Origin of the sequence: uncultured Dubosiella sp., assembly GCF_964018005.1 — a bacterium.
Lineage (GTDB): Bacteria > Bacillota_I > Bacilli_A > Erysipelotrichales > Erysipelotrichaceae > Dubosiella > Dubosiella muris.
Map to the genome: position 1 here is coordinate 51,713 of NZ_CAXHOA010000012.1, position 23,620 is coordinate 75,332.

General features: G+C 52.5%; 23 protein-coding genes. 16 read left to right on the forward strand and 7 right to left on the reverse strand.

What is annotated here, in order from left to right:
• The first annotated feature begins 3 nt into the window (after positions 1 to 3).
• The 6 genes from mutL to ABNS49_RS09235 are packed head-to-tail and all read left to right on the forward strand — an operon-like array spanning position 4 to position 6,102.
• Entirely contained in the window at positions 4 to 1,905 is a 1,902-nt protein-coding gene (mutL, locus tag ABNS49_RS09210) for a DNA mismatch repair endonuclease MutL (protein WP_289108112.1), read from the forward strand.
• Positions 1,898 to 2,812, forward strand: a complete 915-nt coding sequence (gene miaA / locus ABNS49_RS09215) for a tRNA (adenosine(37)-N6)-dimethylallyltransferase MiaA (protein ID WP_135980273.1) — start codon at positions 1,898 to 1,900, stop codon at positions 2,810 to 2,812. The genes mutL and miaA overlap by 8 nt, the downstream gene beginning before the upstream one ends.
• Complete coding sequence (locus ABNS49_RS09220) at positions 2,796 to 3,491, forward strand: ThiF family adenylyltransferase (protein ID WP_348688175.1); 696 nt, start codon at positions 2,796 to 2,798, stop codon at positions 3,489 to 3,491. The genes miaA and ABNS49_RS09220 overlap by 17 nt, the downstream gene beginning before the upstream one ends.
• Entirely contained in the window at positions 3,488 to 4,393 is a 906-nt protein-coding gene (locus ABNS49_RS09225) for a diacylglycerol kinase family protein (protein WP_135980271.1), read from the forward strand. Before ABNS49_RS09220 ends, ABNS49_RS09225 begins: the two co-directional genes overlap by 4 nt.
• Positions 4,321 to 5,697, forward strand: a complete 1,377-nt coding sequence (locus ABNS49_RS09230; protein WP_277820806.1) for a hemolysin family protein — start codon at positions 4,321 to 4,323, stop codon at positions 5,695 to 5,697. The genes ABNS49_RS09225 and ABNS49_RS09230 overlap by 73 nt, the downstream gene beginning before the upstream one ends.
• On the forward strand, positions 5,698 to 6,102 hold the full coding sequence (locus ABNS49_RS09235) for a GNAT family N-acetyltransferase (protein ID WP_135980269.1): 405 nt from the start codon (positions 5,698 to 5,700) through the stop codon (positions 6,100 to 6,102). It begins immediately after the preceding gene.
• 39 nt (positions 6,103 to 6,141) lie between these two features.
• Here the strand turns inward: ABNS49_RS09235 and ABNS49_RS09240 are convergent, their stop codons facing one another.
• The 5 genes from ABNS49_RS09240 to ABNS49_RS09260 form a co-directional block, all read right to left on the reverse strand.
• Positions 6,142 to 7,074 carry an N-acetylmuramoyl-L-alanine amidase gene (locus ABNS49_RS09240; RefSeq protein WP_135980268.1) on the reverse strand — a complete coding sequence of 311 codons (933 nt, stop codon included), beginning with the start codon at positions 7,072 to 7,074 and terminating at the stop codon, positions 6,142 to 6,144.
• A gap of 85 nt (positions 7,075 to 7,159) precedes the next feature.
• Positions 7,160 to 7,699 (reverse strand): rubrerythrin, encoded by a 540-nt coding sequence (gene rbr, locus ABNS49_RS09245; RefSeq protein ID WP_135980267.1) that lies wholly within the window; start codon positions 7,697 to 7,699, stop codon positions 7,160 to 7,162.
• 40 nt (positions 7,700 to 7,739) lie between these two features.
• A complete protein-coding gene (locus ABNS49_RS09250; protein WP_135980266.1) occupies positions 7,740 to 8,129 on the reverse strand; it encodes a transcriptional repressor in 390 nt (129 codons plus the stop codon).
• A 75-nt stretch (positions 8,130 to 8,204) separates the two neighbouring features.
• Positions 8,205 to 8,831 carry a YggS family pyridoxal phosphate-dependent enzyme gene (locus ABNS49_RS09255; protein WP_135980265.1) on the reverse strand — a complete coding sequence of 209 codons (627 nt, stop codon included), beginning with the start codon at positions 8,829 to 8,831 and terminating at the stop codon, positions 8,205 to 8,207.
• Between the two features lie 18 nt (positions 8,832 to 8,849).
• Positions 8,850 to 9,419 (reverse strand): SOS response-associated peptidase family protein, encoded by a 570-nt coding sequence (locus tag ABNS49_RS09260; protein WP_168353581.1) that lies wholly within the window; start codon positions 9,417 to 9,419, stop codon positions 8,850 to 8,852.
• Positions 9,420 to 9,531: 112 nt separating this feature from the next.
• Here ABNS49_RS09260 and tmk point away from each other — a divergent pair, with 112 nt between their 5' ends.
• The 10 genes from tmk (at position 9,532) to purH (ending at position 21,947) form a co-directional block, all read left to right on the forward strand.
• Positions 9,532 to 10,158: a dTMP kinase gene (tmk, locus tag ABNS49_RS09265; protein ID WP_135980263.1), complete on the forward strand. Its 627-nt coding sequence runs from the start codon at positions 9,532 to 9,534 to the stop codon at positions 10,156 to 10,158.
• Positions 10,151 to 11,080, forward strand: a complete 930-nt coding sequence (locus tag ABNS49_RS09270) for a DNA polymerase III subunit delta (protein ID WP_288341572.1) — start codon at positions 10,151 to 10,153, stop codon at positions 11,078 to 11,080. The genes tmk and ABNS49_RS09270 overlap by 8 nt, the downstream gene beginning before the upstream one ends.
• Complete coding sequence (ricT, locus tag ABNS49_RS09275) at positions 11,077 to 12,144, forward strand: regulatory iron-sulfur-containing complex subunit RicT (RefSeq protein WP_135980261.1); 1,068 nt, start codon at positions 11,077 to 11,079, stop codon at positions 12,142 to 12,144. The genes ABNS49_RS09270 and ricT overlap by 4 nt, the downstream gene beginning before the upstream one ends.
• On the forward strand, positions 12,122 to 12,982 hold the full coding sequence (gene rsmI / locus ABNS49_RS09280) for a 16S rRNA (cytidine(1402)-2'-O)-methyltransferase (RefSeq protein ID WP_290091928.1): 861 nt from the start codon (positions 12,122 to 12,124) through the stop codon (positions 12,980 to 12,982). Before ricT ends, rsmI begins: the two co-directional genes overlap by 23 nt.
• A 254-nt stretch (positions 12,983 to 13,236) precedes the next feature.
• Positions 13,237 to 13,725 carry a 5-(carboxyamino)imidazole ribonucleotide mutase gene (gene purE / locus ABNS49_RS09285; protein WP_135980260.1) on the forward strand — a complete coding sequence of 163 codons (489 nt, stop codon included), beginning with the start codon at positions 13,237 to 13,239 and terminating at the stop codon, positions 13,723 to 13,725.
• A 15-nt stretch (positions 13,726 to 13,740) separates the two neighbouring features.
• A complete protein-coding gene (locus tag ABNS49_RS09290; protein WP_290091924.1) occupies positions 13,741 to 17,442 on the forward strand; it encodes a phosphoribosylformylglycinamidine synthase in 3,702 nt (1,233 codons plus the stop codon).
• Complete coding sequence (gene purF, locus ABNS49_RS09295; protein WP_290091925.1) at positions 17,439 to 18,806, forward strand: amidophosphoribosyltransferase; 1,368 nt, start codon at positions 17,439 to 17,441, stop codon at positions 18,804 to 18,806. The genes ABNS49_RS09290 and purF overlap by 4 nt, the downstream gene beginning before the upstream one ends.
• A gap of 2 nt (positions 18,807 to 18,808) precedes the next feature.
• Positions 18,809 to 19,840 (forward strand): phosphoribosylformylglycinamidine cyclo-ligase, encoded by a 1,032-nt coding sequence (gene purM, locus ABNS49_RS09300; RefSeq protein ID WP_288341565.1) that lies wholly within the window; start codon positions 18,809 to 18,811, stop codon positions 19,838 to 19,840.
• Positions 19,834 to 20,418, forward strand: coding sequence for a phosphoribosylglycinamide formyltransferase (gene purN / locus ABNS49_RS09305; RefSeq protein WP_135980252.1), 585 nt, complete (start codon positions 19,834 to 19,836; stop codon positions 20,416 to 20,418). The genes purM and purN overlap by 7 nt, the downstream gene beginning before the upstream one ends.
• Positions 20,415 to 21,947, forward strand: a complete 1,533-nt coding sequence (gene purH, locus ABNS49_RS09310; RefSeq protein WP_135980251.1) for a bifunctional phosphoribosylaminoimidazolecarboxamide formyltransferase/IMP cyclohydrolase — start codon at positions 20,415 to 20,417, stop codon at positions 21,945 to 21,947. Before purN ends, purH begins: the two co-directional genes overlap by 4 nt.
• Before the next feature lie 377 nt (positions 21,948 to 22,324).
• Here the strand turns inward: purH and ABNS49_RS09315 are convergent, their stop codons facing one another.
• Positions 22,325 to 22,477: a hypothetical protein gene (locus tag ABNS49_RS09315; RefSeq protein WP_304644490.1), complete on the reverse strand. Its 153-nt coding sequence runs from the start codon at positions 22,475 to 22,477 to the stop codon at positions 22,325 to 22,327.
• Positions 22,478 to 23,324: 847 nt separating this feature from the next.
• A complete protein-coding gene (locus ABNS49_RS09320) occupies positions 23,325 to 23,477 on the reverse strand; it encodes a hypothetical protein (RefSeq protein ID WP_304644824.1) in 153 nt (50 codons plus the stop codon).
• Between the last annotated feature and the right edge of the window lie 143 nt (positions 23,478 to 23,620).

A 23,620-nucleotide genomic window follows, 5' to 3' on the forward strand; every position in this document is an offset into this window, starting at 1 on the left:
ACCATGGCGAAAATACACGTATTGAGTGAACATTTATCCAACATGATTGCGGCGGGCGAAGTCGTGGAGCGGCCCGCCAACATTGTCAAAGAATGCGTTGAAAACAGCATCGACGCTCAGGCGACTTCGATTTCGATCGAGGCGTGGGAAGGCGGCATCGACAAGCTCGTCATCACGGACGACGGGCTGGGCATGGCGGCCGAAGACACGGCGCTGGCATTTGTGCGGCACGCCACGAGCAAGATTTTGGACGAAGACGACTTGTTCAACATCCAGACGATGGGCTTTCGCGGGGAGGCGCTTCCTTCCATCGCGGCGGTCGCGCATGTGGAATTGAAAACGAACAACGGCCAGGAGGCGACGGAAGTCGTCTACGATTATGGCGAGAAAATCAAAGAAGAGGCGACAAGCTGTCCGGCGGGTACGCGAATCGAGGTGACGGGTCTTTTTTACAAGACGCCGGCCCGATTCAAATACTTGCGAAAGTCGAATTACGAGTTTTCGGTTATCGCGGAACTCGTCAACAAGCTCGCGCTGTCGTACCCTCACATTCGTTTTTCGCTTTCCCACAATGGACGGCTTGTTTTTCAAACGAGCGGAAAAGGCAACATTTTGGAAATCATTTACCAAATGTACGGGAAAGAGGTGGCGTCCGCCGCCGAAGCCTTCGATTCCCGGACTTTGGATTTTCATATCCACGGGTACGCGATCCAGCCCAAAATCAACCGCGCGACGAAATATTTCATGTTTATTAGCGTCAACCACCGGCTCGTTCGCAGTCTTCCGCTGCAAAACGCGATCATCGACGCGTACCATGAATTCATGCCGCCCAACCGTTACCCGATTTTTTTGATCGACATCGAAGTCGATCCGCAGCTCGTCGACGTCAACGTGCATCCCAACAAATGGGAAATCCGGCTCACGAAACAAAACGATCTCGTCGAATTAATTCGACAAACGATTGCCGGCTTGTTTGAAGAAAAACTGAAAACGGTGGAAGTCGATCCGAAACGGGTCGTCGTGTCGCGCACATCGCAAGAAGAGCCCGTGGTGGAACAGCCGACGCTCGCCCTGGATACGGAAACGCCCCGACTGGAAAAAGCCAAGACGGAACCTGTTCTTGATGACATGCCGGCGCCATCGGCTCAATCGTATGAATATCATAAGAAAAACTTTATGAGCATGGTAGAGGAGGATCCGGTCCCTCCGGCTGCGCCTGCGCAAGGACCGCTGGTGCCGGCCGCGCCGGAATCCACGGAAACCGTGATGGCGTCGATTGCCTCGACGAAGGAAAAACACGCCGAGAACCACGCGCTTGGTCACGATTTCTTTGACCATCTTCGCATTATCGGCCAGTTGAAGTCGTCGTATATTTTGTGTGAAAACGAAGAAGGGCTCGTCATTATCGACCAGCACGCGGCGCAGGAGCGTTACCACTATGAGCAGCTGCGCGCGCGGTTTTTGACGCCAACGACGAAAACGCAAACCCTTATGCTGCCGATGCAGGTGCATGTGAGCGCGTCGGTGATGGCCCATGTGGAAACGATCAATGAAAAGATCGCGTACTTCGGACTGCGGTTCGAACCGTTCGGGCAGGACCGGCTTCTCGTCCGGGAAGTGCCGGTTTGGCTCAAACAGGTGGACGAGCAGGCGTTTTTGGACGACTTGATCGCGTTCTTTATGCGGGATTTGCACGTCGACCTGGCGAAAATCCAAAAGCATATGATCGCGACGATGGCGTGTCACTCCTCGATTCGATTCAACCGGAATCTTTCGATGGACGAGATGCGGCAAGTCATCGCCGACTTGCAAAAATGCGAACAGCCGTATCATTGTCCGCATGGCAGGCCGACCGTCATCACTTTAAGCGACGGCGACCTTAGAAAGGAATTTGAACGTGGCTAAACAAAAAGTGCTGGCAATCGTCGGTCCAACGGGTGTCGGCAAAACGAGTTTGTCCATCACGTGTGCCCGGCTGTTTGACGGGGAAGTCATTTCCGGCGACAGCATGCAGGTGTATCGGGGAATGGATATCGGGACCGCGAAAATCAAAGACGAGGAAAAACAAGGCATCCGGCATTATTTGCTGGATATCCAATCGTATGATCAGCCGTTTCATGTGATGGCGTTTCAGGAAAAATGCCGGGCGGCGATCGAGTCGGCCGCCAGCCACCACAAGCTGCCTATCGTGTGCGGCGGGACCGGGCTGTATTTGAAAGCGGCGCTGTATGATTACGAGTTTGAAGAGCAGCCTGGTGACAAGGCGTACGAAAAGGAGCTAGAGGGGATGGAAACGAGCGCGCTGTACGAGCGTTTGAAACAAGAAGATCCCGCTTCGACTAAGACAATCCATCCAAACAACCGGAAGCGAATTATCCGGGCGCTGCAAATCGCCCGTTCGGGAACGACGAAGAGCGAACGCGAGGCGGCGCAGCGGCACGAGCCGCTGTACGACATTTTATGGATTGGCCTGGATTTGGAGCGAAGCCGGCTCATGGAGCGAATCGACGAGCGGGTCGAGCAAATGTTCGCCCAGGGACTGGTCGAGGAGGCGAGCCGTTTGTTTTCGGATCCCAAGACGTGGGAATACACGAGTTTTCAAGGCATTGGCTACAAGGAGTTCAAACCATATTTTTTAAAGGAATGGTCCGAGGAAATGGTGAAGGAAAAAATCAAGATCCACACCCGCCAGTACGCGAAACGGCAAATGACGTGGTTCAATCACCAGATCCCGGTGCGCTGGTTTGAAAAAACGGATCAGGATTCGATCTTGAAAACGGTGAAGGAGTGGTACGATGACAAAGGCGAATGAACGCAGCGAGTTGCTGCTGGGGCGCGACTCGATCCAAAACCTGCAAACGAAATGGGTTTTGGTCGTGGGCGTCGGCGGTGTGGGCGGCATGTGCATCGAAGCGTTGGCACGCAGCGGAATCGGCCATCTTGTTTTGGTGGATCGGGACATTGTCGAAGCGTCCAATATCAACCGCCAGCTTGTCGCGACGTTTGAAAGCGTGGGCCGGAAAAAGGGAGAGGTATGGAAAGAGCGAATCGCTTCGCTCGCGCCAAAAACGCAAGTCGTCGCCATTCATGGAACGTATGATGGTCATATGAACGAGGTACTGGATCAATACCCGATCGACTTTGTGGTCGACTGCATCGACTCGATTTCTTCCAAGCAGGATTTGATTCGCTACGCCCTGGATCGAAACATTCCGTTTATTTGCAGCATGGGGATGGCGCGCCGAAAGGACCCGTGTAAAATTCAAGTGATGGAGCTAGAAAAGACGAGTTACGATCCGATGGCGAAACGGCTGCGCGTCTGGAAGCGGAAAGAGCGGATCCGGAAAAAAATCATGGTGGCGGCTTCCAGCGAGATTCCAGTCAAAGTCGAGGCGGGCGAGCCGCTGCCAAGCATGATGTTCGTTCCGGCGGCGGCCGGACTCGCGCTTGCGCACTATTGCGTCGAGCAGCTGAAAGGATCCGGTCAATGAAAACCGTTTTGATTGTCAATGGCCTGGCGGACGCGTCGCGTCGGGCCGCGCTTCTGGCGCAAGTCGAGCAATGGCGGATCGGGCGAGATGTCAAAGTGGAATGGACCCGCTATCCGGAACACGCGACCCATATCGCCCGTCATTACGCCTTGCAAAAAAAGCCGGTTCACTTGTTTTCGTGTGGCGGGGACGGCTTGCTGCATGAAATCGTGAACGGAATCGTGCACGCCGGGCATGTGCTGCTTTCGATTTGCCCGATTGGAACGGGAAACGATTTCGTCAAGTCGTTTCCGGAATACGAGCTGACGGATTTTTTGGATTTGACCCGTTACGAGCGGCCCCGGCATATGGAGTGCGACGTGTTGTGTATGCATGGCGAGTACGCGATCAACACGATTTCGTTTGGTTTCGATGTCCATGTGGCGAAGGCGGTCAACGAATGCCGGAAAAAATTTCCGGGAACCGGGATCGTTCCCTACACGTTTGGCATGGCGAAAAGCTTGCTCAAGCCGCTGAACGTGTCGTTGTCGCTGGCAATCGACGGCGTGGACAGTCTAAAAAAGGACTACGCGTTTGTCGTGCTGGGCAACGGAAGGTTTTATGGTGGCGGATACCAGCCTTGTCCGGATGGACAAGTCGACGACGGAAAAATGGATGTGTGTTTGATTCACGACATTCAAAAATATCAAATCGTCCGGTTTTCCAAAGCGTACGCGCGCGGCGAGCATGTGGCGTTTGAGAAAATCGTGACGATGAAAACCGCGTCTTTGGTGCATGTCGATACGAATGGCCGCGTCGTTTATGCGAATATGGATGGGGAAGTGCGCAAATGCCGGGATCCATGGATCGGGATCGTTCCCGGCGCGGTGCGGCTGGCTTTACCCGCAAGGACAAAGGAGTGAAACAATTCATGAATGAAGACATATGGAAACAAATCGTTGTACTGCTGATTTTATTGCTGTTGTCGGGCTTTTTCTCTTCAGCCGAAACGTCGCTGGTCGCTGTGAGCAAAATCAAGATTCGCAGCATGGCGGAATCCGGGGTGAAACGCGCGCAGACGTTGATGAAGATTTTTGAAAACGACGCGAAAATGCTAAGCGCTATTTTGATTGGAAACAACCTGGTCAATACGTACGCGGCCAGTATCGCTTCGATGATCGCGTTGTCGTTTGGCGGCAGCGCGGCGGTCAGCGTCGCGACGTTCATTATCACGTTTTTGATTTTGGTCTTTGGTGAAATCACGCCAAAGACGATCGCCACCCAAAACGCCGAAAAGCTGGCGCTGGCGTACGGTCCGGTCATTTTGTTTTTGATGCGCATCCTGACGCCGGTCATTTGGTTCATCAACTTGTTTAGCGCCTGCATCTTAAAGATTCTTGGCGTTGGCAAAGATTCCAGACCGAGCATGACCGAGTCGGAACTGCGCACGATCGTCGACGTGTCCCACGAGGAGGGCGTGATTGAGGAAGACGAGAAGGAAATGATCAACAACGTGTTCGATTTGGGCGACGCGGTGGCCAAAGACGTCATGGTGCCGCGGGTGTACGTCGTGATGGCGGATGTGGAAAGCAGCTACGACGATTTGATCCGTCTTTTCCGGGAAGAGCAGTTTACCCGGATCCCGATTTACGAAGGCAATGTGGACAATATTATCGGCTTGATCAATATGAAAGATTTGCTTTTGTATGAAGATCTGGAGCACTTCGACATTCGCAAGATTTTGCGAAAACCGTATTTTACGGTTGAAAACAAAAACGTTTCGGACTTGCTGATGGAAATGAAGCAATCGACATTCAATTTGGCGATTGTGCTCGATGAATACGGCGAAGTGGCCGGCATCGTCACGGTGGAAGATATCGTAGAGGAAATCGTCGGGGAAGTGCAGGACGAATACGACGCGCATGAAATGGAGAACATTCAAAAAATCGACGATCACACCTACGATATAAAAGGCTTTATCAATTTGCATGATTTGAACGACGAGCTTCATCTTCATTTGGACAGCGAGGACTTTGATTCGATTGGCGGTTTGATTATCGACCGGCTTGGTCGTCTGCCGCAGCTCAACGACCAGGTGACGCTGGAAAACGGCATTATCCTGCAAGTGAAAAAAATCGACAAAAACCGCATCGAGGAAGTCCGGCTTATTTTGCCGGTGTGCGCGGAAGACGCGGAAATCGTAGAAACCGAGAAAGCGAAAAAATAAATGGAGTTCGTGATTCGGGAATATACGACGTACGACGAGCAGGAAATCGTATCGCTATACGAGCGAGTCGGATGGCGGGCATACACGAAAGAGCCGGAACGTCTGAAACGGGCGTTTTCCCGTTCTCTGAAAATTTACGGCGCATACCAGAAAAAGAAACTGGCAGGCCTGATCCGGGTCGTTGGAGATGGCGTTTCGGTCGTCTTCATTCAAGACTTGCTCGTCGATCCGGCAGCGCAAGGCAAAGGGATTGGCAGCGCTTTGCTGCAAACGATCCTTCAGGATTATCAGGATGTCTATCAAATTCATCTGGTGACGGACCATAACAGAAAAATGATTCGTTTTTATCAAAAAAACGGTTTGGTTAAAGACCGGGACTGGAACGGCTGCGCCTTTACAAAATAAAAATCTGAATTCCTATCGAATTCAGATTTTTTTGTAGGATCAGTTCGTGTTCGGAACTTGCTCAGCCGAGGATGAATTGGCGGCGGCTTGCGCGGCTTCCTGTTCGGCCTTTTCTTTCGCTCGGGCTTCCTCCACTTTTTTTCGTTCTTCTTCCGGCAGGTTTTCCGCGATCACGTTCGGATTTTTCGCCAGATCCTGCCGTTCGGTCGGCCCTGGATTGTCGGCGATGTATTGGCAATACGCCTTGGCGATCGCCTTGCAGATTTTGTCCTTGGTGGCTTCGGTGTTGAGCTCGTTGACTTCGTTGGCGTTGGTCAAGTAGCCAAGCTCGATGAGCATGGAAGGGGATTTGACCATGTCGACGATTTGAAGCGGATAACCCTCGGTCGACCAGCCACCGTTGTTTTTGCTCCAGGGAATCGCCTCCAGATTTTTCACGATGTACGAGTAAATCGTATCGCTGGCGACGTCGTCTTTACGTACATACGATTCATAGCCGTATTCGCTGTTGTCTTCCCGCGAGTTGAAGTGGACGGATAAGACGTAATCCGGATCCTTTTCGTAAATTAAATTAGTTCGGCCATTGAGATCGTCCAGCGCGTAATTGTAGGAATTGACGTTTTCCCACGGGATCTCGTCGCTGTTGTGCGTGTAAATGACTTCGATGTTCGGATTGTACTGCTGGATGTACTCGCCGATTTTCAGCGCGTATTCGAGGCTGTATTGCTTTTCGGCTTTGTTTGAAGTCGAGATGGCGCCACCATCCATCCCGCCATGTCCGGGGTCGATCAGGACAACGGCGTTGGTGTCGACTTTGTAAGCCGTCTGATCCGGATCGTTTCGATTCGCTTCATGTTCCTCTTTGGAAAGAAGAGGACGCAGGACACTCCATGCGATCGTGATGCCAAGCAGCGTCAAAACGACTTTGACCCACGTCCGCAGTTTTCTTTTCTTTCTCTTTTTTTGATTCATGGGAAGATTATAGCACACGATATATCGGGGGATTATGGGAAACAATCCAAAAAATAAAAGTCCGCATTTGCGGACTTTTAATATTTTAGTAGTTTTCAGCGCGAACTTCGAAGAAAGAACGTGGATGATCGCATACCGGGCATACTTCCGGCGCTTTTTCAGCGAATACGATGAATCCGCAGTTGCGGCATTCCCACATCGTTTTTTCGTCTTTGTTGAAGACTTTTTCTTCTTTCAAGTTGTTCAGCAGGGCGATGTAGCGCTCTTCGTGCGCTTTTTCAATCATCGCAACGCCGCGGAATTTGCGGGCGAGTTCAGGGAATCCTTCCTCGTCGGCTTCCTCAGCCATTCTCTTGTACATGTCTGTCCACTCGCCGTTTTCGCCTTTTGCGGCAGCTAGCAAGTTTTCTTCCGTGTTTCCCAGTTCGCCGAGCGCCTTGAACCACATTTTCGCGTGTTCTTTTTCATTGTCCGCTGTTTTCAGGAACAAAGCGGCGATTTGCTCGTAACCGGCTTTTTTCGCAACACTTGCGAAATACGTATATTTATTACGTGCCTGGCTTTCACCGGCAAACGCTTCCCACAAGTTCTTTTCAGTTTTTGTACCTTTTAGTGATTTTTCCATTGTAGCCTCCTATTTTTTTTATTTATGTTAGATCCGTGGATCATAACCAAGAATAAATGTTCAACGCCTCTTTTTTACGGCATTTCGCGCACGTGTAATGAAGCGTCAAATCATAAGAATGAATCGCAAGACCGGTTTGTTTGGCTAAAAACGCGTCCAGTTCCGCGATTTCAAAATCCTCGATCGCGTGGCACCGGTCGCAGACGCCATGGATATGGGTATCCGTTCTGGAATCGTACCGGTCCGGCTCGTTGGGAAGACTGATCTTGGCGATCTTTCCTTCCTGAACGAGAAGATTCAAATTTCGATAAATCGTCGCGATCGAAATTTTTACATTTTTCTCTTTGCACTCAAGAAACAATTCTTCGGCGCTTGGATGGCCTTTATTCGCCGCAATCAAGCGCAGGAGAGTATCCTTCTGTTTCGATATATGGCCACCTCCTTAAAATGAGAATCATTCTTAATTGTATTTTAACAAACTTTTCTAAAAATTCAATCAAAAAGATTATTTTTTTTCAAACAGCGCCGTGCCAATGCGTACCATATTGGAACCATGCTCGATGGCCAGCGCGTAATCCTGCGACATCCCCATAGACAACGTGTCGATTTGCGGATATTGTTTTTGGTACGCGTCGAATAGCTTTTTCATTTCGTCAAATTCCTGGGCGACTTTTTGCTCATCGTCGGTATGGGAAGCGATGCACATCAATCCTTTCCACACCAAATGGTCCATCGTCTGCACAGCTTGAACGAGATCCTCAAGCTGCGAAAGCGGCAAACCGGTTTTGTTTGGATCGTCGCTGATTTTGACCTCAATCAAAATTTTTTGGCGAATGCCCAGCTTGCGCGCCTGCTTGTCGATTTCCTGCGCCAGCTTGAGCGAGTCCACACTCTCAATGACGTCGACTTTGCCGACGACGTATTTCACCTTGTTCGTTTGCAGATGGCCAATCAAATGCCAGGTGTACGCCGGATCGTATTTTTCTAAAAACTCCTGCACGCGGTTTTCGCCAAACACCTGGACGCCCAGGGCGGCCAGTTCGTCCACCTCGGCTTTTGTATGTTTTTTCGTCACGCCCACCAAAGTCACGTTCGGCTTGGCAAGCAGTTGGTCAATTAATGGCTTGTTCATATGAAAATCAAATCCTTTCTAAAATAAAGTGCCTTGCTGATGGCTCATCCAATGACGCAAATCCCCGTTTTCCTGCTCAAGCAAAGCAATCGCCTTTTGCGTGTCAAACAGCCAGTCTTTGACTTGATCGGCGCGCAAAAGCAGCGGCATGCGGTGATGGAACGGGCGCATCGACGCGTTGGCCGGATGCGTCAGCAAAATAAACTGCCCGTTTTGGAAGAAACCGGCTAAAAACATCGTTTGCTCGTCCGGATCGAAAAAGGCGACTTTTTCCTTGCTGGCCGTCCATTCGTAAAACGAGCTGGCCGGCACGCACAGCCGGCGATGCAAAAAATCGTCGCGAAACATCGGTTTGTCCAGCACGGTTTCCGCGCGGGCGTTGATCATCCGCCGTTTGAAACCCGGATAGTCGATCCCAAAACGCATCGCGACGATTTGGAAACGGCCGTCCTGCCCGATAAGACAAGGCACCGAGGAACCTGGAAAAATCGTTTCGTTTTTTCGCTCGTCAACAAGCGGGAAAGGAAGCGGAGCGTACGTCTCCAAGGCACGCAGCGCGTCCGGTAAAATTGAAAATTGTCCACACATTGCTGGTTCGTTTCTCCTCTCTTTTTCTATTATAGTTGTTTTTGAATTGGAACACACAAAAGATGACACAAAAAGAAAAAATATGATACAGTAAAACGAAGGAGATGAGAGCATGAAGCAAGGTTTTTTTATTACATTGGAAGGCAACGACGGCGCCGGAAAAACGACAATCGCCCAAGCGTGCGTCGAGCGGTTGAAGGCGCTTGGACACGAAGTCGTCTACACGCGCGAACCAGGCGGAAGCCGGATCGCCGAGCGCATTCGCGACTTGCTTCTGGATCCCGGCAACACCGATATGGACGCGCGCACCGAAGCCATCTTGTACGCGGCGGCGCGCCGGCAGCATCTTGTCGATATCGTCGCGCCGGCGCTCGAACAAGGAAAAATCGTGTTGTGCGACCGTTTTCTCGATTCCTCGCTGGCGTACCAGGGCATCGGGCGCGGATTGGGAATCGAAGAAGTCGAACGACTCAACCGGTTCGCGATCGACGATTTTATGCCGGACCGGACGATTTTTTTAGCCATCGACAATGAAACCGCCATGGCGCGGATGGGCCGGCGAGGAGAAAAAAACCGTCTTGATCGGGAAGATGACGCGTTTCATCAACGTGTGCGGGAAGGGTATGAGAAGCTTGTTTTACGCGATCCGGACCGCATTGTCAAAATTGACGCCTCCGGTTCGATCGAGGAAGTGACGGACGCGGCCATGAAAGTCATCGAGTCGGTCATTTATGGATAAAGCCACGTTCAAAAAAAACCAGCCCGTCGTATACCGCACGTTGTCCCGGGCGTTGAAGCAGGCGCGCATCGCCCACGCGTACATGTTTGCCGGGCCGAAAAGCGCGGAAACGAAAGAAACGGCCCTGCTGTTTGTGCAAAGCTTGTTTTGCCCGCACCCCGACGAGGACGGATTCGCGTGCATGACATGTCCGTCGTGCCGCCGATACGCCGCGCGGGAATCCATCGACGTGGAATGGGTCGAGCTGGATCGAATCAAGAAAAAAGACATTTTGGCCCTGCAGCAAAAATTTTCCGTCACCGCCATGGAAAAAGGCGGGAAACGGGTGTACGTGCTCGACGGATTTGACAAGGCGACGCCGGACGCCTCCAACGCGCTGCTCAAGTTTCTTGAAGAACCCGGCGACGATTTGTTTGGCATTTTGCTCGTTGAAAATCCCGGCAACACGTTGACGACGATTCAGTCCCGCTGCCAGCTCATTCAATTTCGCCCCGGCGCGGCGCGCTACGTCAAGGAAGGCTTGCTTGCGATCACATCCGAGGAGAACGCGAAGATGCTCGCTTCGGCCGGCTATTCGCTGGAGGACGCGAAAACGTGGCTCGAGCAGGAAGCGTTTGAAACGATTCATGAAGGCGCGCGCGAGTTTTTGGAAAACATCCATTCCGTCGTCGCCGTTTATCATATGCAAAAAGAAGTGTTTCCGGCAAAGGGGCCGAACACGACAAAGGAGTGGGTTCGGCTCTGGCTACTGTGGCTGCTCTATTATATAAAGCGCGCCGACATCGCGCCGCTCGATTTTGAGCAAAAAATCGGCGTGACGGCGATTTTGATCGAAACGCTCGACGTGCTGAACCGGCCGGTGGATCTGGCTTTGTGTCTGGACAAAGTGTACGCGCGCGTCAGAAAGGTTGTGAGGAAATGAAAGAAAACGAAAAGGTGGAATCGAAATTCCCTTATTTGGTTTATATACAATTTGAAGAAAGCAAAAAACCGTATTCGTTCGGCTCGCATGAAAAATACCATGTGAACGACTACGTCATCGTGGAAACGGTACGGGGACAGGAAATCGGGAAAGTTTGCGTGCCGACCTTGGCGTACGACGAGAAAAAAGTCAAAGGCGAATGCAAGCCCATCTTGCGCAAGGCGACGCAAGACGATCTCGATCAAAAGGAACGCAACAAAGAGAAAGCGAAAAAGGCGATGGTCGTCTGCCACGAATGCATTCGCAAACTCGATTTGGACATGCACCTGATCAGCTGCGAGTACACGCTGGACTGCGCGAAAGTCATTTTCACGTACATTTCCGACGAGCGCGTCGATTTCCGCCAGCTGCTCAAAGATTTGGCGCACCAGCTGCATTGCCGCATCGAATTGCGGCAAGTCGGTCCGCGCAACAAGGCGAAAATGGTCGGCGGCATCGGCAACTGCGGCATGGAATGCTGCTGCAGCCGGTTCCTCTCCGATTTCGACACGGTGTCAATTAACATGGCGAAAAACCAGCTGCTCGCGCTGAACATTTCCAAGTTGTCGGGACAGTGCGGCAAGCTTATGTGCTGCTTGCGCTATGAAAACGACGAGTACACGGAATTGCGCAAAGGACTGCCAAAAATAAACTCCCACATCACATACGAAGGGAACAAGTACCGCATTTCCAGCATGAACGTGCTCCAAAAACAGGCGAAACTCGAAAACAAGGAGGAAGTGAAATTCGTTTCCTTCGCCGAGCTTTGGCCGGATATGGAAGGCGTAGCGGAAAAGCCGGTCAAAAAGGAACCAAAAAAAGAGCCGAAAAAGGAAGCTCGAAAGGAAAGGGAACCGGAATCCGTTAGGGAAAAACCGGCAAAACACGAGCGACCAAACCGATCCGCGAAAGCCGGACGAACCGAACGTGGCGGAAAAGGCGACAAGCCAAACCGGGCTGCCGGCAAAGAAAGACAGGCGAAACATGAAAAACGACAACGGCATGAACAAGCAAAAAAGCTTTAGCGAACAAAAAAGCGCCCTTTATTTAGTGCCGACGCCGATTGGCAACCTTTCCGAAATGAGCCCGCGCGCCATCGAGACATTGAAAGCCGTTGACTGGATCGCCTGCGAAGACACGCGCAATTCCGGAAAGCTGCTCAAGCACTTTGAAATTTCAAAGCCGCTTCTTTCCCACCACGAGCACAACCAGGACATCAGCATTCCGAAAATCCTGGACCATTTGGAGGTGGGCGAAAGCGTGGCGGTCATTTCGGACGCCGGCTATCCGCTCGTATCGGATCCCGGGCAAAAACTCGTGCGCACATGCGTCGAGCACGACATCGCCGTGATTCCGGTTTCCGGACCCAACGCGGCGTTGGACGCGCTAGTCGCCAGCGGACTGGACGCGCACCACTACTTGTTTTACGGCTTTCTGGACGCCAAGACGACAAAACGGGTGAAGCAGCTCGAGGCGCTGCGCGATTTTCCGTACACGATCGTCTTTTACGAGGCGCCGCACCGCATTCAGGCGATGCTGGACGATTTGTACTCCGTGTTTGGCAATCGGGCGATGTGCCTGGGACGCGAAATCACGAAGCTTCATGAGGAGTTTTTGCGGGGGCGTGTGGACGAGATCCGCCAGAACTGCGACGGGTTGAAGGGCGAGATGGTCGTCGTTGTCGAAGGCGCGCCAAAACAGGACACGAGCGTGTCGATGGACGAGGCGCTGGACGTCGTGGCGCGCTATCAAAGCGAGGGAATGACGACGAAAAAAGCGATCCAGCAAACCGCCAAGGATTTGAATCTTTCGAAAAACGAATTGTACCAGCGCGTGATGCGCGCGAAAAAGGAAGAAGAATAGAATAAGAGCCTGGATTTGTTTTCCAGGTTTTTTTGAAGGCGAAAGAGAAAGCGGTTTCGTGTTTCAAAAAATGGAGAAATCACGAAAAAAAATTGTCAAAAGTGCAAAAATCATGTAGAATGATTTCGCAGAAAGTTGTTGGAGGGTCTTGATTATGGTCTTAACAAGATTAAAGCAACAAGTGAAGATGAACTGGTCATTTGAAGCGTGCCTAATATAGGTGCGCTTTTTTTGCGGAAGGAAAGGTAGAGTGTATGGAAAAACCAAGAGTTCTAATTGTGATGGGATCGCGTTCGGATATGCCGGCCATGGAAGGATGCATGGCGCAGCTTGACGAAATGCATGTCGGCTATGAAGTGCGGGTGCTGAGCGCCCACCGGACGCCGGACGCGGTATTGGAGTTGTCAAGAAACGCGAAAGAACGCGGAATCCAGGTGATTATCGCCGCGGCGGGCGGCGCCGCCCATCTGGCCGGCGTTTTGGCCAGCTCCACGCCATTGCCGGTGATCGGGATCCCGATCCAGACCAGCGCGCTGGGCGGCATGGATTCGCTGCTGTCGACCGTGCAAATGCCAGCCGGCGTGCCGGTGGCGACAGTCGCGATCGGAAAAGCGGGCGCGAAAAACGCGGCGATTCTGGCTTGTCAGATGATTGGGCTGGCGGATCCGGCCGTGCAAAAAGAAGTCGAGGCGTTTAAAGAGGCGCAGGCAAAAAAAGTGCTTGCCGATTCGATTGTGGAGTAAAACGAGGAGAAAAAAATGGATCAAAGAATATTTGTTTGTAAAAAAGACCGGTTTCAAGTGGAAAGCGAGTCGCTGACCGCGGAGTTGAAGCAGTCGTTTGGCTTACGCGACGACTTCAAGGTGGAACGCTACAACATTTACGATGTGTTCGGCGCCGATCCGGAAGATATCGAGCTGCTCAAGTCGCAGGTTTGCTCGGAAATCGTCACCGACAAAGTGCTCGACCATGTCGATCTGGATGGACGCAAGTTTCTGGCGTACGAATTTTTGCCGGGCCAGTACGACCAGCGGGCCGATTCCGCGACCCAGTGTCTGATGCTCCTCAACAGCAAGCCGGCGGTCACGATACATTCCGGAACGCTGCTTGTGTTCGACAACGTGGACGACGAGCAAGTCGAAGCGATCAAAACGTACATGATCAACCCGGTGGAAGCGCGCGAAAAGGACCTTTCCGTTTTGGAAGACGACCAGGATGTGGCAATCGAGGATGTGCCGGTCATCGAGGGCTTTACGGCGATGGACGACGACGCGCTCGAAAAATTGCGCCAGACGCTTGGTTTGGCCATGTCCCACGAAGACATCGCCTTCGTGCAAAACTACTTTAAAAACGAGGAACGACGCGATCCGACCATGACCGAGATCCGCGTGCTGGACACGTACTGGTCCGATCACTGCCGCCACACGACGTTTGAAACCGTTTTGGAAAACGTGACGTTCCACGAAAACAAACTGCAGGAGGAACTGCAAAAATCGTACGACAACTACGTCGCCTTGCGCGAAAAGGTGCACCAAAACAAAAAACCGTCCACGCTGATGGATATGGCGACGATCGCGGGCAAGCACTTGCGCCAGGAAGGCAAGCTCGACGACATGGAAGTTAGCGACGAGATCAACGCCTGCTCCATTGAAATCAAAGTCGACGTCGACGGAAAAGACGAAGACTGGCTGCTCATGTTCAAAAACGAGACGCACAACCATCCAACCGAAATCGAGCCGTTTGGCGGCGCGAGCACGTGCATCGGCGGCGCCATCCGCGATCCGCTCTCCGGACGAAGCTACGTCTACCAGGCGATGCGTATCACGGGCGCGGGCGACATCACCAAACCGATTGCCGAAACGCTCGCCCACAAGCTGCCGCAATCCAAGATTTCGAAGCAGGCCGCCCATGGGTATTCCTCGTATGGAAATCAAATTGGACTGGCGACGACGTTCGTCGAGGAAATTTACGACGACGGCTATGTTGCCAAACGCATGGAAGTCGGCGGCGTCGTAGGCGCCGCTCCAAAAAGCCACGTCAAGCGCGAAAAACCGGAACCAGGCGACATCATCGTGCTCATTGGCGGGGCGACGGGCCGGGATGGCATTGGCGGGGCGACCGGTTCGAGCAAGGAACACAACGACACGTCGCTGGAAAAATGCAGCAGCGAAGTGCAAAAAGGCAATGCGCTCATCGAGCGCAAACTTCAGCGCTTGTTCCGCAATCCCAAAGCGACGACGCTCATTAAAAAAGCGAACGACTTTGGCGCCGGCGGCGTCAGCGTCGCGGTCGGGGAACTGGCCGACGGACTCGATATCGACCTGGATGTCGTGCCGGTGAAATACGAGGGGCTCGATGGAACCGAGCTGGCGATTTCCGAAAGCCAGGAGCGGATGGCGGTGTGCATCCGGGCCGCGGATCTCGACCGGTTTTTGGAAGAGTGCCACAAGGAAAACCTAGGCGGCGTGCAGGTGGCGACGGTGACCGACACGAACCGCCTCGTCATGACATGGAGAGGAAAGACGATTGTCGACATGTCGCGCGCGTTTCTTGACACGAATGGCGTGCGCCAGCATCAGGACGTTGACGTGGCGCCATCGGAATACGAAAGCGATCCATTTGGCCCGCAGGCGGCTTCGATTGCCGAAGTGCTCGGATTGCCGAATGTCGCTTCCCAAATCGGTTTGGCGGAAATGTTCGACGCCACGATTGGAAAGTCGACGGTTCTCATGCCGTTTGGCGGCAAGTACCAGCTCACGCCGGAAGAAGGATCCGTTCAAAAGCTTCCGGTGCTGGGATGGACCGACACGTGCTCCGCGATGACGTACGGATACGATCCGGCGCTTTCGAAGTATTCGCCTTATTTGGGCGCGAGCTACTCGGTTGTCGAGGCGCTCGCCCGTCTGGTCGCGATGGGAGTCGACTACAAAGGGGCGCGTCTGTCCAATCAGGAATACTTTGAGCGGCTTGGCGCGGATCCGAAGAAATGGGGGAATCCGTTCCAGGCTCTGCTGGGACTGATTGACGCCCAGCTCGCGTTCGAGACGCCGGCCATTGGCGGCAAGGACAGCATGTCGGGCACGTTCAACGACTTGCATGTGCCGCCGACGTTGATCACGTTCGCGGTGAAAACCGCCAAAACCCAGGATATCGTGTCCGCGCCTTTGAAAAAAGCGGGAAATTACGTGTATCTGGTGCGGCACGAGCCGAAAGCGGGACACGTTCCGAACTACGAGCAGCTGAAAAGAAACTTCGACAATGTGCTGAATCGAATGAAAAAAGGCCAAATCGTGGCGGCCAAGTCGATCAAGGATGGCGGCATCGCCGCGACGGTATGCGAAATGGCGTTTGGCAACAAGCTTGGCGTTGCACTGCGCACATCCGAAGACGTGTTCGCACCAAAGATCGGCTCGCTGCTTGTCGAAACGACGGAAACGATTCAGGATCCGGCGTTCTCGCTTATGGGCATTGTCAACGATACGAACGAGATTACGATCAACGACGAGACGATTTCGATCGACAAGGCCATCGAAGCGTGGGAACGACGCTACCGCGATTTGTATCCGCGCATCGTCAACGAGCGAAGCGAGGCGGTCGTCGACACGCCGCTTTACGAAAAAACGTGTCCGTTGTCGCGGAAAGTGGTCGATGTGCCAAAAGTCGTCATTCCGGTGTTCCCGGGACAAAACTGTGAATTCGACACGGCGCAGCAGTTTGAGCGGGCCGGCGCCGAGGTGGAAATGGTCGTTTTCAACAACTTGACGGTTGCCGATATCGAGGAAAGCATCGACAAGCTGGCCAGGGCGATCGAATCGGCGCAAATCCTGATGATCGTGGGTGGTTTCAGTAGCGGCGACGAGCCGGACGGATCCGGAAAATTTATCGCCAGCGTGCTACGCAATCCAAAAATCTGGCGCGCCATCCAGACGATGCGGGAAAACGAGGGACTCATTCTTGGCATCTGCAACGGATTCCAGGCTTTGATTAAATCGGGTCTGCTTCCTTATGGCGACATCGAGGCGCTCGATCAAAAATCGCCGACGTTGTTCCGAAACGACATCAACCGGCACATTTCCCATATCGCCAGAACCCGCGTGACGTCCGTGCACTCGCCTTGGCTGTCCAGCTTTGTTCCGGGCGCCGTGCATAGCGTGGCCGTATCGCATGGCGAGGGAAAATTCGTGGCGGACGAAGCCGTGCTGCGCAATCTGGCGCGCCATGGACAAATCGCGACGCAGTATGTCAACGAGGAAGGCGTGCCGACGATGGACGGCTTGGATAATTTGAATGGTTCTTCGTGGGCGATCGAAGGCATCGTCAGCGAAGATGGACATATTTTCGGAAAGATGGGGCATAGCGAGCGGTACGAGCCGGGCTTGTTCCAAAACATTTCCGGCGACAAAGACCAAAATATTTTCGCGAATGGCGTGCGGTTCTTCACGCACAAGAAAAACGGATGAACCGGTTTGAACCGCAAAGCCTGTCCGCGCTAGGGGCGATTTACCACATGCACGACGCGGCGCGCGCCTTGTATTACGTGCTTCATTCCTTGCAGCATCGCGGCCAGGACGCGGCAGGCATGGCATGCACGGATGGCGAGCGGGTCGTGTGCGAAAAAAACAACGGGATGCTGAGCGAGATTTTCCAAGAGGGCGTTTTGGCGGAACTGAATGGATGCAGCGCGCTGGGACATGTGCGTCTTGCGTCGGCGCAGGATCGGGATTTGGAAAACGTGCAGCCGATCGTCGTGCGGGCCCATCAGGGGCATTTCGCGATCGCGACAACGGGCACGATTCAAAACGCGGCGGCGCTGCGGGACGCGATGGAAGCGGATGGATTGATTTTCCAAGGCGTAAGCGACGCGGAGCTGATCGCGCATTTGATCCAGTTTTATCCGGGTCATTTGTTTGAGAAGATCATGCAGGCGTGCTCGAAGCTGGAAGGCTCGTACACGTTTGTCGTCATGACGAAAAACACGATGTACGCGATGCGCTCGCCCGACGGTATCCATCCGCTTTGGATCGCGCAAAGCGGCGCGTCCACGGTGGTCGCCAGCGAAAGCGCGGCGTTTACGATGCTCGATATCGACTCGATGCGGGAAGTGCGGCCGGGCGAGCTGATCCGGCTGGGTCTGGAAGGGGCGCAAAGCTTTGAAACCGGGGACGGAGAGCCGGCGCGCCCTTGCGCGATGGAGTACGTGTACTATGCCAGACCGGATAGCATGCTTGAAAACCGGAACGTGCACGCCGTACGGGAAGATTGCGGCATTTTGCTGGCGGAAGAGGAAACGGTGGACGCGGATATCGTGGTTGGCGTGCCCGATACGGCAATGAGCGCAGCGGCGGCGTTCGCGCGCGCTTTGAACAAGCCGTACGAGATCGGGTTGATTAAAAACCGCTACATTGGCTCGACGTACATTCGCCCTTCCGCGCAGCAGCGCGAACAAGGCATTCGCACGCGGCTGAACGCGATTTCTTCCATCGTGCGTGGAAAGCGGGTGTATTTGGTGGACGATTCGCTTGTCAAAGGATTCACGGCGAAACGGCTTTGCCAGCTGATGAAAGAGGCGGGTGCTTCCGAGGTGCATTTGCGGATCGCCTCGCCGCGGATCGCCCATCCTTGCGTGTATGGCTATGAAGAGGCGCGAGCCGGGCAGCTGGCGGCGGCCCGGTACACAGACGAGGAAATGTGCCAGTTGTTTGGCGCGGATTCGATTCGGTTTTTGGACGAGGACGCGTTTCGGTTGTGTGTAGGACCTGCGAGCTGTATGGCTTGCATGAATGGTCGATATGTCGATGTCGATCCAAAAAATGGGAGGAAATAAAAATGGCAGAAAAATATAAAGAAGCCGGTGTCGATCTCGAAGCCGGTTACGAATCGGTTCGTCGCATCAAGTCGCATGTGGCGAGAACGAAAGTCAAAGGGGCGATCGACTCGATTGGCGCGTTTGGCGGCATGTTTGACTTGAGCGCGTATGGAATGAAAGAGCCGGTTCTCGTTTCGGGAACGGATGGTGTCGGAACGAAGCTCATGCTGGCGTTCGAGATGGACAAGCATGACACGATCGGGATCGACGCGGTCGCGATGTGCGTCAACGACGTGCTTGTGCAAGGCGCGGCGCCGATTTTCTTCCTCGATTATATCGCGGTCGGCAAAAACAAACCGGAAGTCATCGAGCAAATCGTCAAAGGGGTCGCGGATGGCTGCGTGGACGCCAACTGCGCGCTGATTGGCGGCGAAACGGCCGAAATGCCGGACATGTACGACGTGGATCATTACGATTTGGCTGGCTTTTGCGTCGGCGCGGTCGACAAGGCGAAGCTGAAGGACTCGTCGAATTTGCATGTGGGGGATGTTTTGATTGGCTTGCCGAGCACGGGTGTGCATTCGAATGGCTTTTCGCTGGTGCGGAAAGTGCTGTTCAAAGACAATCAGCTTGACCCGCACGCGGCGTACGAGGAGCTGGATGGCGAGAAGCTGGGGAACGTGCTGCTGACGCCGACAAAAATCTATGTCCGTCCGATCGAGGCGCTTTTTGACCAGGTCGACATTCACGCGATGTCGCACATCACCGGCGGTGGCTTTTATGAAAACGTGCCGCGGATGCTGAAGGAAGGCATGGGGGTCGAAATCGACACGAAGGCGTTCCCGCGGCCAAAGATCTTTGATTTCATTCAGGAAAAAGGCAACATTGATCCAAAGGAAATGTACAATGTGTTCAACATGGGAATCGGTTTCATTGTGGCGGTCGATCCGGCCGATGTCGAAAAGACGCAGGCGCTGCTGCGCGAAGCGGGGCAGGATTCGTATGTGATTGGTCGCGTGACGGATCGCGGCGAGGTTGACGTGCAATGGTAAAAATCGCGGTATTCGCCAGCGGTTCGGGAACGAATCTGGAGGAGATCCTTCGCCATGTGGAGGATGGATCGCTTCCGGTCGAGGCGGCATGCGTGATCGTGGACAAGGAACAGGCGTTCGCAAGGGTCCGGGCGCGCAATCATGGCGTGCCGGAATACTATTTCAATCCGAAGGCGTTTTCGGGAAAAGAGGCGTACGAAACGGCGATTTTGGATGTCTTGAACCAGCATGATGTCGATTTGATCGTGTTGAGCGGCTATATGCGCTTTATCGGGAAGGTGCTGCTGGAGGCGTATCCGAACCGGATCATGAATTTGCATCCGGCGTATTTGCCGGAATTTCCAGGCGCCCACAGCATTCAGGACGCATTCGAGGCGGGCGTGCCGCAAACGGGCGTGACGGTGCATTTCGTGGACGAGGGCGTGGATAGCGGCCCGATCATCCGGCAGGAGCGGCTGGCGATCGACCCGGCCTGGGATTTGGAAACGCTGGAATCGCATGTGCACGCGCTGGAATACGACTTGTTTTGGCAAGTCATCCGGCAGGTAAGTGAAACGATCAAGGAGGAAGAAAAATGAAAAGAGCTTTGGTGAGCGTATCGAATAAAACCGGTCTTGTCGATTTTGTCAAAGGACTGATCGACGAAGGCTATGAAATCATTTCCACGGGGGGAACGAAGAAAGCGCTGGAGGACGCGGGTCTTTCGGTTATTGGTATTAGCGAGATCACGAACTTTCCGGAAATCATGGATGGTCGTGTGAAGACGCTACATCCCAATGTCCATGGCGCCTTGCTTTGCGTGCGGGACAACCCGGATCACGTGGCGCAGGTAGAAGAGCTTGGCATCGACATGATCGACCTGGTGTGCGTCAACTTGTACCCGTTCAAGGAGACGGTGCAAAAAGAAGGCGTCAGTCACGAGGAAATCATCGAGAACATCGACATTGGCGGACCGAGCATGCTGCGTTCGGCGTCGAAAAACTACAAGTTTATTCCGGTTTTGTGCGATCCGGCCGACTATGACCTCGTTTTAAACGAGATCAAAGAGCTGGGCGGCACGACGCTGGAAACGCGTGAGAAGCTGGCGGCAAAAGTGTTCCGCCACACGGCGCGTTACGACGCGATGATCGCGGATTACTTGACGAAGAAGACCGACGAGCAGTTCCCGGAAAGCCTGACGATCACGTTCGACAAGGTGCAGGACTTGCGTTATGGCGAGAACCCGCATCAAAAGGCAGCGTTTTACAAAGGCATGCGGCCGTTATACTCGCTGGCGAACGCGAAGCAGCTGCATGGCAAGGAGCTTTCCTACAACAACATTCAGGATGGCAACGCGGCGATCGAGATTTTGAAAGATTTCGAAGGCCAGTTCGCGGCGGTTGGATTGAAGCATATGAATCCGTGCGGCGTGGGCATTGGAGCGTCGATCAACGAGGCGTGGGACAAGGCGTACGAGGCGGATCCGGTTTCGATTTTTGGCGGCATCGTGGCGTTGAACGCGCCGGTGGACGTGGAACTGGCGGAGAAATTGTCGAAAATCTTTTTGGAGATCGTCATCGCTCCGAAATTCGACGAGGACGCGCTGGAAATCCTGACGCGGAAAAAGAACATCCGGCTCATGGAGCTGGATACGACGCTGAACACGAACACGGCGTTGAAATACACGAACGTCAACGACGGCTTGCTTGTGCAGGAAATGGACACGCATCATGTCAGCGAGGACGACTTGCGCTGCGTGACGAACCGCAAGCCGACGGACGAGGAAATGAAACAGCTGCTGTTTGGATGGAACGTCGTGAAGCACGTGAAATCGAACGCGATCGTTTTAGTCAAAGACAACATGACGATTGGCGTGGGCGCCGGACAAATGAACCGGGTCGGCGCGGCGAAAATCGCGATCGAGCAAGCTGGCGAAAAAGCGCAAGGCTCGGTCATGGCCAGCGACGCCTTCTTCCCGATGCCGGATACGGTGCAGGAAGCCATCAAGGCTGGCGTGACGGCGATCATTCAGCCAGGTGGATCCATTAAAGACCAGTTGTCGATTGACGAGTGCAACGAACATGGCATCGCGATGGTATTCACGGGCGTGCGTCATTTTAAACACTAACAACCACGAAGGAGTTCTGCTCCTTCTTTTTTTGCGTTATAATGGAAAAGAAGAACCGGCCAGATCAAAACGGCTGGCTCGGATTTATGTGACCTACGAGCAAATCTCCGCCAAGATTCACTTCTCGTGGTCGCTTTTTTCATGCGCCAGCAAAATAAAGGCGATGAAAACAGGAGTACAGTTCGAAGAGAGATTTATATAAAGAGATTTTATGATTTTCGTACTATGAAGACTGGAAGAAAAGAAAAGAGCAAGGGATTGAAGGATAAAAAAAGTGTGCTATACTGTAAATGTAAAAAGAACCTGCCCTTTGTCAAAGTGGCCGGCTCGGATTTATTTACTTCATAGGTGACCTACGAGCAAATCTCTGCCAAGATTCACTTCTCGTGGTCACTTTTTTCATGCGCCAACAAAATAAAGGCGATGAAAACAGGAGTAAGAACTCCGAGAAAATCCAAAACAATGGATATGATTTCATAGGGTGTCATACTCTCACCTCCGTTTCCGGAAACGGCAAATCCAGTTTCCATCTATCGAAACGGAGTTTTTTCGGAACTCCGGCATACAAACCGACCGAACCGACCACGCTCAAAGGACAGGCATAACTATTTTACTAGAGAAAATAGGACTTCTCATTCTTTTTTTCATGATTTTTCTTAGATATACTTATACTTTTGATTGGAAGCGTGAAGGATCAAAGGGTAAAAACGATTGAAGGGAAAGAAATGTGTGCTATAATAAGAATGTAAAAAGAACCTGCCCTTTGTCAAAGCGGCTGGCTCGGATTTATTATTTCATAAGCAACTTACGAAATGCTCATCCGTCCAAAGATTCACTTTTCGTGGTTGCTTTTTTCATGCGCCAACAAAATGAAGGCGATGAAAACAGGAGTAAGAACTCCGAGAAAATCCAAAACAATGGATATGATTTCATAGGGTGTCATACTCTCACCTCCGTTTCCGGAAATGGCAAATCCAGTTTCCATCTATCGAAACGGAGTTTTTTCGGAACTCCGACATACAAACCGACCGAACCAACCACGCTTAGATATACTTATATTTTTGGTTGAAAAGTAAAGAATCAAAGTGTAAAAACGTGTGCTATACTGTAAATGTAAAAAGAACCTGCCCTTTGTCAAAGCGGCTGGCTCGGATTTATTATTTCATAAGCAACTTACGAAACAATCCTGCCAAAGATCACTTTTCGTGGTTGTTTTTTTATAGAGGATAGGCGAACAGGAAAGAAAAAAAGGCAAACGATTGATAGGAAAGAAATGTGTGCTATACTGTAAATGTAAAAAGAACCTGCCCTTTGTCAAAGCGGCCGGCTCGGATTTATTACTTCATAAGCGATCTACGAAGCAATCTCGGGCAAGATTCACTTTTCGTGGTCGCTTTTTTCATGCGCCAACAAAATGAAGGCGATGAAAACAGGAGTAATGATTCCTAGAAAATCTAGAACAATCGAAAGAATTTCGAATGGTGTCATACTCTCACCTCCGCTTCCGGAAACGGCAAATCCAGTTTCCATCTATCGAAACGGAGTTTTTTCGGAACTCCGGCATACAAACCGACCGAACCGACCACGCTCAAAGGACAGGCATAACTATTTTACTAGAGAAAATAGGACTTCTCATTCTTTTTTTCATGATTTTTCTTAGATATACTTATACT